This window comes from Paenibacillus sp. NPDC058898, from assembly GCF_049316025.1.
In the GTDB taxonomy this organism is placed as follows: Bacteria; Bacillota; Bacilli; order Paenibacillales; family Paenibacillaceae; genus Paenibacillus_AQ.
This window is the reverse complement of sequence record NZ_JBMOSM010000013.1, coordinates 98,649-111,365: the sequence shown is the minus strand read 5'-3', so window position 1 is coordinate 111,365 and position 12,717 is coordinate 98,649. Positions and strand designations below refer to the sequence as shown.

General features: G+C 45.6%; 11 protein-coding genes. 10 read left to right on the top strand and 1 reads right to left on the bottom strand.

The annotated features are described in order from the left end of the window. Positions 1-175 precede the first annotated feature (175 nt). A complete protein-coding gene (locus tag ACOZB4_RS27180; protein WP_379411329.1) occupies positions 176-1,552 on the top strand; it encodes a nucleotide sugar dehydrogenase in 1,377 nt (458 codons plus the stop codon). Beyond that, on the top strand, positions 1,545-3,047 hold the full coding sequence (locus ACOZB4_RS27175) for a glycosyltransferase (protein WP_379411326.1): 1,503 nt from the start codon (positions 1,545-1,547) through the stop codon (positions 3,045-3,047). The genes ACOZB4_RS27180 and ACOZB4_RS27175 overlap by 8 nt, the downstream gene beginning before the upstream one ends. A 508-nt stretch (positions 3,048-3,555) precedes the next feature. Here ACOZB4_RS27175 and ACOZB4_RS27170 read toward each other — a convergent pair. After that, entirely contained in the window at positions 3,556-4,608 is a 1,053-nt protein-coding gene (locus ACOZB4_RS27170) for a hypothetical protein (RefSeq protein ID WP_379411323.1), read from the bottom strand. 756 nt (positions 4,609-5,364) lie between these two features. On the opposite strand from ACOZB4_RS27170, the gene ACOZB4_RS27165 reads away from it, so the two are divergent. From ACOZB4_RS27165 to ACOZB4_RS27130, 8 genes are all read left to right on the top strand, one after another. Then, complete coding sequence (locus ACOZB4_RS27165; RefSeq protein WP_379411321.1) at positions 5,365-6,171, top strand: glycosyltransferase family 2 protein; 807 nt, start codon at positions 5,365-5,367, stop codon at positions 6,169-6,171. Positions 6,172-6,301: 130 nt separating this feature from the next. After that, positions 6,302-7,339: a glycosyltransferase family 2 protein gene (locus ACOZB4_RS27160; protein ID WP_379411319.1), complete on the top strand. Its 1,038-nt coding sequence runs from the start codon at positions 6,302-6,304 to the stop codon at positions 7,337-7,339. A gap of 12 nt (positions 7,340-7,351) precedes the next feature. After that, complete coding sequence (locus ACOZB4_RS27155) at positions 7,352-8,080, top strand: glycosyltransferase family 2 protein (RefSeq protein ID WP_379411316.1); 729 nt, start codon at positions 7,352-7,354, stop codon at positions 8,078-8,080. A 28-nt stretch (positions 8,081-8,108) separates the two neighbouring features. Next, entirely contained in the window at positions 8,109-8,813 is a 705-nt protein-coding gene (locus ACOZB4_RS27150) for a sugar phosphate nucleotidyltransferase (RefSeq protein ID WP_379411313.1), read from the top strand. 43 nt (positions 8,814-8,856) lie between these two features. Further along, entirely contained in the window at positions 8,857-9,984 is a 1,128-nt protein-coding gene (locus ACOZB4_RS27145; RefSeq protein WP_422759702.1) for a glycosyltransferase family protein, read from the top strand. A 93-nt stretch (positions 9,985-10,077) separates the two neighbouring features. Continuing rightward, positions 10,078-11,097 carry a GT-D fold domain-containing glycosyltransferase gene (locus ACOZB4_RS27140; protein ID WP_379411306.1) on the top strand — a complete coding sequence of 340 codons (1,020 nt, stop codon included), beginning with the start codon at positions 10,078-10,080 and terminating at the stop codon, positions 11,095-11,097. Beyond that, positions 11,094-12,425, top strand: coding sequence for a glycosyltransferase family 2 protein (locus tag ACOZB4_RS27135; RefSeq protein WP_379411304.1), 1,332 nt, complete (start codon positions 11,094-11,096; stop codon positions 12,423-12,425). The genes ACOZB4_RS27140 and ACOZB4_RS27135 overlap by 4 nt, the downstream gene beginning before the upstream one ends. Before the next feature lie 22 nt (positions 12,426-12,447). Continuing rightward, a complete protein-coding gene (locus ACOZB4_RS27130; protein ID WP_379411300.1) occupies positions 12,448-12,717 on the top strand; it encodes a hypothetical protein in 270 nt (89 codons plus the stop codon).

The following is a 12,717-nucleotide window of genomic DNA, read 5'->3' as shown; positions in this document are numbered from 1 at the left end:
ATTCGCCGTTTCTCTCCTAATGCATTTTTCATATTTTATCAGGAAAAGGAAAATCATGATCAACCAGTAATTTCATCACGGAGGTATTGATCTTACCCGCTCATTACAAAAAGTTTCCGCTAATGGGTTCATATATAACAAGACGTATTCTTCAAGAAAGGATGGACAAACCAGGATGAGCGAAATCTTGCAAAAAATAAGAAGCAGGACGGCGACGGTAGTGGTGATCGGACTCGGTTACGTCGGACTCTCCGTGGCAGTGGAAGCGTCAAGGGCCAACTATAAGGTGTACGGAATTGACATAGATGAGAATAAAATCGAACGGCTGCAACGCGGAAAATCGTATGTTACGGATATCAAGGATGAAGTTATCGCATCTTTAATCCATCAAAAGCTGTATGCCGTTACGGAGTTTTCGGTGCTGACCGAAGCGGATATCATTGTCATTTGCTTGCCTACCCCGCTTAATATCAACAGGGACCCGGATGTTTCCATGATTCGATCTGCCGTTGATTCGATCATCCGGTATGCAACACAGGACACGCTGATTATACTGGAGAGCACCACCTATCCCGGAACGACCGAAGAATTAATTAAAAATGTTATTGAAGCCAATACGCAATGGGAAGTGGGAAAGGATGTTTTTGTATGTTATTCTCCGGAAAGAGTGGACCCTGGAAACCATAAATTCAATGTAAAAAACACACCTAAAATCTTAGGTGGAATCACAGAGGAATGTACCCATCTCGGCCTTCAATTTTATCGTTCTTTTTTGGATAACGTGATCCCGGTAAGCTCAACGGCCGCGGCCGAAATGGTCAAATTGTTGGAGAACACGTTTCGGAGCGTCAACATTGCGCTCGTGAACGAGATGACGCTTATGTGCGACCGTATGGGAATTAACATTTGGGAGGTCATCGACGCGGCTGCCACCAAGCCGTTTGGTTATATTCCTTTTTTTCCTGGCCCGGGTATCGGCGGGCACTGCATCCCGATCGATCCGGCGTATCTGTCATGGAGAGCGAAGAAGTTTGGATTCTATAACAAATTTATTGAACTGGCCAGCGATATTAACAGCAATATGCCCCGATATGTGACATCGCAAATTACGGATATCCTCAACGACCATGAAAAGCCGCTTAAAAACGCAAACATCATCTGTATTGGAATGGCTTATAAAAAGGACGTCAACGATATGCGCGAATCGCCTGCACTCGAAGTGTTCATGCTTCTTCAGCAGAAGGGGGCTGCCGTATCCTACTACGACCCCCTCATTCCATCATTTATGAACGATGGCCAAAGAATATCCTCCATCGAACTTTTGCCGGATTTGCTTGCCTCCGCCGATCTGGTCGTGATCACGACGGATCATAGCACGATCGATTACCAGTTCATTGCTGAGCACGCCGCTTTGCTGTATGACACAAAAAACGTGACTCAATCGATTAAGGGCAATATCGTATTACTGGGTGGACATCGAAGATTCGATACAAGGCTGACTCAAGAAGTGTCGATACAAGATGATGGGGAAGGGAGGGATGGGATTGATTGATGTTGTCATATGTGTTCATAACGGTTTGGACACGGTAAAAGCATGCTTGGAGTCGATACACGATAAAACGACGCAAGAAATAAATGCCATCATCATTGATGATGGGAGCGACAAACCCACAAGGCAGTACTTGGAGCAGAGGGCAAGACGATTTGACTACAAATTGATTAGACACGATAAAGCACAGGGTTATACCGCTTCCGCGAATCAAGGATTAAAACAGTCGACATCACGATACTGCGTGCTTTTGAACAGCGACACGGTCGTAACCGACCAGTGGCTGGAGAGGCTGACGGAAACCATGGAATCCGATAGCAGGAACGGTATCGTCGGCCCGCTGTCGAATGCGGCCAGCTGGCAATCCATCCCTCACCTGGATCGCAGCCAGAATGGACTTTGGCCCGGCATGACGATCGATCAAATGGCCGAGCTTGTCAATCGTGCCTCGGATAAGATATTTCCGAGAGTTATGTTATTGAACGGCTTCTGTTTAATGATCAGGAAGGAAGTCATTGAAAGAATCGGTTATTTCGATGAGAAAAACTTTCCGGTCGGTTACGGGGAAGAAGATGATTATTGCCTTCGTGCCCGCGCTGCCGACTTTAAATTAAAGGTTGCCACCCATTGTTACATTTATCATCAAAAATCGGCAAGCTTTGGATCCGATAGGAGGAAGGAATTAGCCTCGAACGGGAAAGCTGCCCTATATCGCAAACACGGTGAGAAAACGGTGAAGCAATCGGTACAAGAAATGGTCGAACATCAGTCGCTCAAAGAAACCAGGGCTAAATTAAAATGGTTGTTAGCGTGCAGAAAACAAATCGGGACAAGAAACCAACGGAAAAACGTAATCTATACGGCTATCACCGGAAATTACGATGAGCTGCAGGACCCTGTGCAATTAAGCAAGCATTGCGATTACTACTGTTTTACGGATAATCCGCAATTAATATCCCGAACCTGGAACATCATCTACTTGGACAAAATTTTTGCTGATACGGCCCGTCAAGCTAGATGGGTGAAGATTATGCCGCACTTATTATTCCCGACCTACGAACACAGTGTTTGGGTGGATGGGAATATCCGAATTGTCGGAGATATCGACCGATTCATCTTAAAACACATCGGAACCTCACCGCTCGTGTTCTATAAACATTCGCATCGGAACTGTATTTATAAAGAAGCCGAGGCCTGCATTGCCCTGAAGAAGGATCAGGAAGATATCATACTCAAGCAAGCAGCCTTGTATAAGAATGCGGGGTATCCGATGAATAACGGACTGATTGAGTCCGGTGTGATCTTAAGGCGCCATAACGATCCAATCGTAACCAGGACCATGACGACGTGGTGGAGGCAAGTTATAAGGTTCAGCAAAAGAGATCAAATCAGCTTTAATTACGTTGCATGGAAAAATAATGTTCCGTTTACCTCGATAAACGACAATATCCGCAATAACGAATTTTTTAAATGGAGCAAGCATCAGAATAAGCTATGAAAAAAATGAAGCACTAGCAAATATGACCTTGGGGGTCTGTTGACGTACAACGGGCCCCTTTTGATGTCTTTATTATGTTGCTGCAAGCCATGAGAGTCGTGCAATGTAACATTTAACGCTGTCTAACCGCCTGCTTATCATTTCATTCTTCTTCAACTCGTTTTATGCAACCTCTTGTACTCGGGAAATATCCAGCGGAAGTTTCTTTTGTCTGATTAATCCTCCAAGGTAGGAGTGGAGGCTGTGAGGAAAAATCGCGTCGATATCGTAGAGTTCTTCGAATGACTTCAGTATTCTTTATATTGCGAAGACAGCACGATCTTCGGCAGCAAAGAACCTTGATGGGAGAGTCAACTATTGTATGCTCCAAATCAAAGAACCATATTTCTCCTGAGATAGCTTTGTAGAGAGCTCGGCAATCTGGCCCGTTGATGAAAAAATCCCCGATTGCTTTTGTGCGGTCAATTATGGTCGTGGGATCGCGGCATCTTGAATTGTAGGCATGCGATCACCTTTCCATTAATGGGAGGCCAACATCGCCCCAGTCTTGCGTTTCGTCAATCAATCCTTGGAGAAGAACTTTCCAATTTTCCGCGCACTTTTTGATCGTAAAGTTTTTTTTCGCGGTCTTCCCTGCCTTTTGTGCGATTTTTTTTCGGATCTGGGGATTTTCGATCATTTCTCGAATCCCGAAGTACCAACCCCGTTCGGTTTGGGGAACAAAATACCCGGTTTCTTTATGGAATACGCAATCACGGTATGCAGGGGATAAGGAATAAATGCCGGGAATGCGGCAAGAAGCATAGTCGCGGAATTTCACGTTGCTCTTGCAGTGGTAGAACAGATCATCTTCCATAGGCGCAAGCCCGATATCCCAGTTGGCCTGGTACAGTTGCTGCATGAATTCGCCTAAATCCCCATTATACTCCTTGTGCGAGACGCTGGGATGGTCCTTCAATTCTTCGGGACAGTACCCGAAGAACTCCAGTCGAACATCTTCGTATTCCTTCAATACTCGCTTCAGTGCGGGAATGACGGGTCGGAAAGAACTCTCTTTCTTGGAGCCTTGGTATCCGATTACCAGTCGACCTTCCTTCTTCTTTTCTCTGTACCATTGTTTAAAAGAAAAATCGATGCCGCTTGGGAAATAGATCGCATTCGGATTATATCGATTCTGAATCAGTTGGTGCATGACAGGGGATTCGACTTTAACCCTGTGTACGTGCTTCAAAAAACAAGTATAGGTTTCTTTATGAGCAGGTTGCGAGTATATCAGGCCAAGCCGAGTCGTCGAAGGGATTTCGAGAAAATGGTCATCGATGACGTACACGGTTTTCTTTCCGTTAAGGTGTGCCCATTCCAAGCATAGGAGCGCTTCGGGCTCAATGCTTCTCAGAAACACAATTATATCGTAGGAAGAAACCAATGAAGGAGTTACCTGTTTATGGGGCAGGATGTCAAAGCTGCAATATCCTTGCCGTTCCAAATAACGTAGAGGATGGAGAAGAATGATCTTGCATGATGCGGTTCCCTCTGAGCCGATAACAAGAATGTTACTCACCCTGTGACCTCCAATCTGCTTTGCTTTGCGAAAAAGCGATATGCTATGGATATCGTGTTAGCAAAAAAGTGCTTGCCCTCATCACGAAAGAGGAGAGCAAGCAGAAATATGAACAAAGAGCTTTAGAACAGGTTGTTGTCCAGTCCCGGGATTGCCTGTAATGACAAGTATACTTAATCTAGTAACAGTTAATGCATGAGAAGATAGTTATGTAAAGGCAGATGGATGAGATGAAAAGCACATTTTGGCATGCTAGAGCGAACAGAACGGTTTTAGCGAGAAGAAGGAATCGTTAATCGCCACGCATACACAGGTTATATTGCCGGTGAACCGGTTCCCGTAGCGGTGCTTTCAAAGTTGCCGGAGCTCGCGGCTCTGGATACGTTCCATCGTAGGCCAAGACGACGTCACCAGCCACGGCCTCAGCCACCGCATTGACAATCGGTGTTCCTGTGGGTGAAGGGCAGACTGAAATAATGGCCATCACTTCTAACCTCCTTCTATCGAATGGATTCAGCCCACTTATCTAGGAAAACTCGCCAAACCATTTGGTTCCAGAGGTTTTATGCACAGGTCTTCGCATTCTTTCTTTTGTGATGTTCTAGTTTATTCTAATTCGATAGAGTCGGTATGATTGGTCCATCCGTACAACCCAATTTTATTTCGTTGTAAGGTACGAACGCCGTTACAGTAAATCAACCTATACATAAAATGAGGAGGAAGTGTTCTAAAATTCAAACCTGGCAGGTGAGAAACATGTCGAAACGAAGTCCTGCGCGTCCCGTTAACAGAAAAAAGGGGAGAAGATCCCCATCCCCGATCATCAATGCGGAGCTTCCGAAGGTATCCGTCATCATTCCTGCCATGAACGAAGCAAAGACCATTGCGGCCGTCATTCGGCAAGCCAATCAAGTCCATCCCGACACGGAGGTTATCGTTGTTGCCAATGGCTCAACGGACGGTACAGCCGAAATTGCTCAAAGTCTGGGAGCGAGAGTGATACATCTGCCCTTTCCGCTGGGTCATGATGTGGGACGAAGTATCGGCGCTGCAGCGGCTAGAGGAGACATCCTGCTGTTTACCGATGCAGACATCGTCATTAGAGCAAGCGATATGATCCCTTTAACGAAAGCCGTGGAAGATGGAGTGGACGTGGCATTGAACAAGTATCTGGGTCCAACCGCCAAGCATCACGTTCACAGCGTGATCCTCGCCAAGCATACGTTAAACATTTTGGTATCCAATCCCGAATTGAAAGGAGCTTCGCTAACAACCATACCGCATGCAATGAACCGGAAAGCGGTACATTTGATTGGCATCGACAATTTAGCCGTTCCTCCAAAAGCTCAAGCAATCGCTATTTTTAATGGCTTGAAGGTACGGGGGGTCCATCACGTGGATGTAGGTAAAAGAAATCCCAGAAGGGGCAGAACCAAAGGAAACGATCCCCTTGAAACGCTGATTGTGGGGGATCATTTGGAGGCGATAGATTGGTTAATCTCTAAAACCGGCATGCGGGGAAATCGGTCAGATCTCGCACGAAAAAGAGAAAGCGTGTGGTGATGAGATGGTGCGAAGAAAGCAGAGACGAGGCAGGAGGCGCGCCTCAACTTTTTTTAGAAGAGTTATGAGGCCAAGAAACAAAAGAACAAGGGCCAACAACAAACGCAGCGGTCACCAGTTGGGGGTTCGCATGAACAAGAATCGCCGGACTCCAAACGCAGTCTTAGACGCTTGGAAAGAGAGAGCATATTCCGGCGGCTATCAAACAGCAGTCCATGAAGCTTCAACAACGACGGATACGTCTGCAAATCGAGATCCAGCGCATGAAATTGTCGATCCTCTTATCCGATTGAATGAGGGGTGGAATCGCTGGTACCGCTCGGTCAAACCGCTGCCATGGACTGTTTACCACGCGGCGTCGGCCAAATTCGTGGAAGGATACCATAAGCAATCCGGAAAATATCTAGGTAATGCCGTGCTTCTGCCTACCGACAAAAGGGTTGCGGTGATCGTCTTGGTGATGAACGAGAAAGATACCATTTTAAAATTGCTGGAGCAGCTTCATCGGCTGCCGCTTCATGAAATCATATTTGTGGTGAACGGATCTACCGATGAAAGCTTTGAAATGATCCGAAACCAATCGAAAGCCATCATTGTGCACTACAAACATGCGTTGGGACACGATGTCGGCAGAGCAGTCGGTGCGAAGCTGGCCGACTCCGATATTCTGCTGTTCCTTGACGGGGATGTTCCGGTATTAGCCGAACATCTTGTGCCTTTCATCGATGCCATTGAACAGGGCAGCGATATTGCTTTAAACGATATTTCTCCATATATCGGGTTGTTTTCCGAAAGGGACCATGTAACGACAATCAAGGAGTTTATTAACCGGTCCATGGGCCGAGCCGATCTTGAGGCCAATTCGCTTACCGCGGTGCCCCACGCGATGAAGAAGGAAGCCGCGCAGATCATCGGGTACCCCCATTTATCCGTCCCTCCGAAAGCGCAAGTGATCGCCCTTGAAAAGGGCTTAACAATAAATGCACCGGCCAGTGTGGACGTAATCACCAAAAATCGGCTTCGTGCCAGAAATGTCGGACTACAGAATGCGGTTTCCGATTTGATCATTGGAGATCATATCGAAGCTCTAAAAACAGCATTCGATTTAAAGGGATCACGGCTATCTTTTTCGGATCAGATTAGACAAAGGCAGCTAACCAAGGTTTAGAAGGTGGAAGCTATGCAAAAAACAAGTATCATTATTCCAACTTTCAATGGAAAGGATCTGCTAAAGGATTGTATTTATTCCATTAAACTTCATACGAAAGAGCCCTATGAGATCATTGTTGTCGATAATGGTTCCTCCGACGGTACCGTTGATATTTGCCGTCAGGAGGGGATTACCTTCATTTCATTGGCAAGTAACGTTGGCTTTCCTGCAGCATGCAACAAGGGATTAAAAATCGCAACCGGCGATACGATACTTCTGCTGAATAATGATGTCATTGTCACCCGCAACTGGTTACAGAATATGTTGAATTGTTTGAACAGCGAAACGAATATCGGCATCGTCGGACCGCTTACCAACTATGCGAGCGGCAAGCAACAGATCGATATGCCTTATACCAGTTTGGAAGAGATGTCGAGCCAACTGAATGAGCCGGATTCGAAAAAGTGGCTACAGGTGGAACGAATCGTCGGAATGTGCTTCCTGTTTAAACGGGAGTTAATGGACCGCATCGGACTGCTGGACGAACGTTATTCCCCGGGTCATTTTGAGGACGATGATTATTGTCACCGGGCTAGGAATGCGGGATATACGTTCAGGATAGCTGGGGATGTCTTTGTTTTTCATCATGGGAGTGCCAGCTTTGCCAAGCAGGACATGAGTAAAGTGAAGCATCTTGTTGATAAAAACAGACAGAAATTTATTGATAAATGGGGCGTCGATCCAACGATCTATGTATAATTATATAGTTTGCGAAAGGAAGGGTTATATGAAAGGCGTCATTCTGGCAGGAGGTACGGGCACCCGTCTTTATCCATTGACCAAAGTCATAAATAAACATCTGCTGCCTGTCGGGAAAGTACCGATGATATGTCACGGAATAGAGAAATTCAAAAAAGCGGGTATTGAAGATATTCTCATTGTGATCGGCAAGCAATCTGCGGGTTTATATATAGACCTGATCGGCAGTGGAAAAGAGTGGGGAGTAAATGCCACGTTTAAAATCCAGGAAGAAGCCGGGGGGATTGCCCAAGCTTTATACCTAGCTGAACCGTTCGTAACACCAGGCGAAAAGTTCGTTGTACTTCTTGGGGATAATCTGTTTGAAGATCATCTAACAACTTATGTTCAAGATTTTGAAAAACAAGCCGATGGAGCGCGTGTACTTCTGAAGAAAGTTCATGATCCAAAGCGATACGGGGTTCCAGTCTTGGAGAAAGACAAAATAGTAATGATTGAAGAGAAACCGGAGGAACCCCAATCTGATTATTGTGTAACCGGTATTTATATGTATGATTCGACTGTGTTTGAAACGATCCGAGCCATTAAACCATCGGCACGAGGTGAATTGGAAATAACAGACGTTAACAATGTGTACGCGTTGAAGGGGAAACTTGCCTATGACATTTTAGAGGGGTGGTGGACGGATGCAGGAACCTTCCAGTCCTTATACCAAGCCAGCGGCCGATTGTAGAGAACTCAATTTTTGGAATGAATAAGTCCGGAGGCATGACTGCATGAGAATAATGAATGATCATTTGTTGCTTCAGGGAGTGGAACAATCGGCTCACGTGGAAGGATACAGAAACGGTTTTACAGAGGGGCGGAGAGAGGGGTTCCGGATTGGTTTTTCCGATGCAGTTATACAATCTTTACCCAAGGAAGAGGAGCCGATCCGGGATCTCCGAATTCTCTATGTCACTACAGGCATTGGCGTTCCGTATCCTGCGCTTGATCAAGCGGTGACTGAAGCTTTAAAGGTATTGGTTCGAAGTCTTTCGGTTGCAAATCCTTCAGATGATATCGTTCTTTCGGCTAAGAAATTTCAGCCGGATCTAGTACTAGCGTTAAACGGAGTTGTTTTGGAAGCTGATACGCTCAAGCAGCTGCGGGATAGCGGATTTAAAACGGCCATTTGGTTTACTGACGACCCGTACTATACGGACTGGACGGTATCGATCGCTCCCCGTTACGATTACATTTTTACGCTTGAATCAAACTGCGTATCTTTTTATCGGGATTTAGGTTGTGAACACGTCTATCATTTGCCTTTTGCAGTCAATCCTAATGTATTTTACCCGAAGCATGTACCCACCTCATATCAAACCGATATCTGTTTTATTGGAACAGCGTATTGGAACAGAGTGGAGTTAATGGATCATCTCGCCCCGATTCTGAAAAATAAAAAAGTGGTTATCTCCGGATGGTGGTGGGACCGGATGCAGCATTACGCCCAGCTGTCTGACAAGATCAAACTCGGAGATTGGATGACGTCAGAGGATACGGCCACCTATTATAATGGTGCCAAAATTGTGATCAACCAGCACCGTTCATCCGATGATGATACGATCAATGCCAACAGTAGAAAAGTACAGGCGCTTTCCGTTAATCCCCGCACTTTTGAAATATCCGGCTGTGGCACACTTCAGTTATCGGATATCCGCCATGATATGAGCCAGTTATATTCCCCAGGATCGGAGATAGAGACCTATGGTTCTTATGGTGAATTGATGGATAAAATCGACTATTATTTGCGTCATGAGGAAGAGAGACAGCGAATTGCGTTGAACGGCTTGATGAGAACAAGAAAGGATCATACCTATCATAAACGTTTGGGTTTGATGCTTCGTACTATTTTCCCCTAGTTGTCGGGTCAAAATGGATTGTTATACCCGTTTCCTAATGAATTCTAAAGAATATATTGTGCGTAAGACGGGGTGATTATCATACGACAGCACTTGGAAAAAAAAAGAAAAAGGTTGGTAAAGAGGCGACCTAAGCGGAAGTTAACTCTTCAAAGAACAAAAGTCCATGCACAAAACGAGTGCACCCAAAAATTGCTGGAGCAAGCTGCAGCTTCTTTTAATGAAGGCTTTGATACCGGTTATGACGAAGCCATGATGCGGTCGCAGCATTCCGTACCCGAAACGAAGGTCAAACCAAGCTCGGGAGAGGGGTACGCTAAGGGATACTATGATGGAGGAGAAGGGATTGTGGACTCGATTCTCCCGGAGCTCGAGGTTCTCCCCGAAATTTCGGTTCGCCAGGTTATTGAAGAAGGGATGAAGCAACTGAGTTCTCAGTATTATCGTCTGATGAGCGCGGCGGAAGTTGCGGAAAGGATTAAAGAAGCCTTAGATTCAAGTTCCCCGCTGTCTGTAATCCGATTAGGGGATGGAGAACTGCTTACGCTTGCGCAAGAAATGGTTTTGAACGAGGATGAGGTGCGAAAAGAAGGCCATTTTTTAAGCTATGCCGGTGTTAGTTTACCTGATCTAAAAGCAAGGGATATGCTGGCAGCCTCTGTGAGAAATGCAGATATTGTCGGAATTCCCAAATTAAGATTGTCAAACTTTCAACCTCTGTGCTTTTCCGTGTTTAGAGCTCACGGCATTGATTATCGAAAGTTACAGCTAACGTTATCGACAGTCAACTATGCATTACATTTGGAAGGTTTGTTGCCTGGGATCCTAGCAGGACGTCGAGTTCTCGTTGTGGGCAATTCTGCCCCTGGTCTTTCACGGGTGTTGTTAGATCATGGAATCAAGGTGACTGGCACGGTTGCTCCCGTTGAAGGAATGAACGATATTCCCAGAACAATGGATGAAATTCGAGGTCGTCCATTCGACATCGCACTTGTGGGTGCCGGCATTCCGGCTGTCGTGATTACAGAGCGCATAGCTTCCGAGCTCGGGAAAGTCGCTATGGATTTCGGGCATTTGGCTGATTCCTTGTCCAGTGGAGAATCAACCTTATGAGCCACATTAGCAAACATAAAAGAAACGGTTACAACGACGGAGCTAACAAAGGATTCAATTCCGGCTACAAGGCTGGATACACCCGTGGTCGGCATGTGGGAATAACCCAATTCACAAATGTCTTCGAAGGTACAAGTATCATTGTGCCGACCTATAATCAGCTTGACTATTTAAAAGAATGCATTGAAAGTATCCTCCACTATACTGATGCGCCGTATGAACTCATTATTATTGATAATGCATCTGATGACGGTACAGCAGAATTTCTCAAATCCTCCCAAGGACTCCGCTTTCAAATTAATGAAGAAAATTTAGGCTTTGCAGGTGCTGTCAATCAGGGACTTATGATGGCAAAAGGAACAACGTTGATGATCTTAAATAATGATTCCGTAGTAACGACCAACTGGCTCTCGAATTTGCTCAACTGTTTGCAAAGCGACTCACGGTTCGGAATTGTCGGACCGGTGACAAATTATATCAGCGGAGATCAACTGATCCATGTAAGCTACCAAGATATAGCTGAGATGCAGCAATTCTCCAAATCATACAATCAATCTAATGCGAACAGCTGGATCGTAACAGAACGATTGACGGGTTTTTGCATGTTGATTCGGCGAGATGACTTTAACCGATTGGGTTTTTTTGACGAAGGTTTTGAGATTGGAAACTGTGAAGACGACGATTTTGGGCTGCGTGCCCGGCTTCTTGGCATGCAGCTAGTTATAGCAAAGGATACGTTTATTCATCATTACGGCAGCGTCAGTATGAAGACGTTAAATTCCAAATTCGAACAAGTGTATGCAAATAATCTTACGTTCTACTCCAGTAAATGGGGAGATCCCCATGATATGTTGTCCCTGAAGTGGCAGCAAAACATGAACAGCACGATAAAGCTGTGTACCATTGATTTGTATCCGACATGTATCTTCGTGAGAGGCGCCAGTTCGAAAACGTATTGGATAGAGAACGGGATCAGGTATCCGGTTCATGGTGCCAGCGGAATTCAGCCAGTCCGAGTTTCACAGGTTGATCTGCGTTGCTGGCCGCTTGGAGATGGTATTTCTGCGGAGGACGCCATTGGGCGTATGAAGACTGTATATTTCTCATCGGATTCATGGGAGCAAGAAGGCAGGCTGATCAAACTTAAGAATGACAGTGTATATCAGTACAAGGGGAAGAGACTGCACCGATTCATGAATCGACTCGCAGTGGCCGCTTGGCATCTTGATTCTTACGAGCCATTGCTAGTGAACGAGCAAGAGGTTCAGAAATATGAGGAGGAAGCTCCGATCATTTCTCCTCCGGTAATTAAGGCGGATAACATTTAATAAAGAGCAGAGGGTGAGATGAATGAAAGCACGGAGAAAAAATGGCGGTGTATCGCTCAGATTGAAAAGAAAAGGTATCCGTGGAAGAGGTTTACGAGGTAAGGGAACAGATAGAGCTTTTGCTGGAAAGAGAAGGAGGGGAACCGGGAGAATAGCTCCGAGTCAAACGGCTGCCGAATACAATCAATCCTATGATGCGGGGTTTGATAAAGCGTATAATGAAGGATTTAACGTTGGTTATGCGGAGGGTATGGAGGCCGGTCATCAAGAAGCTTATAAAGGAGAAGGATAA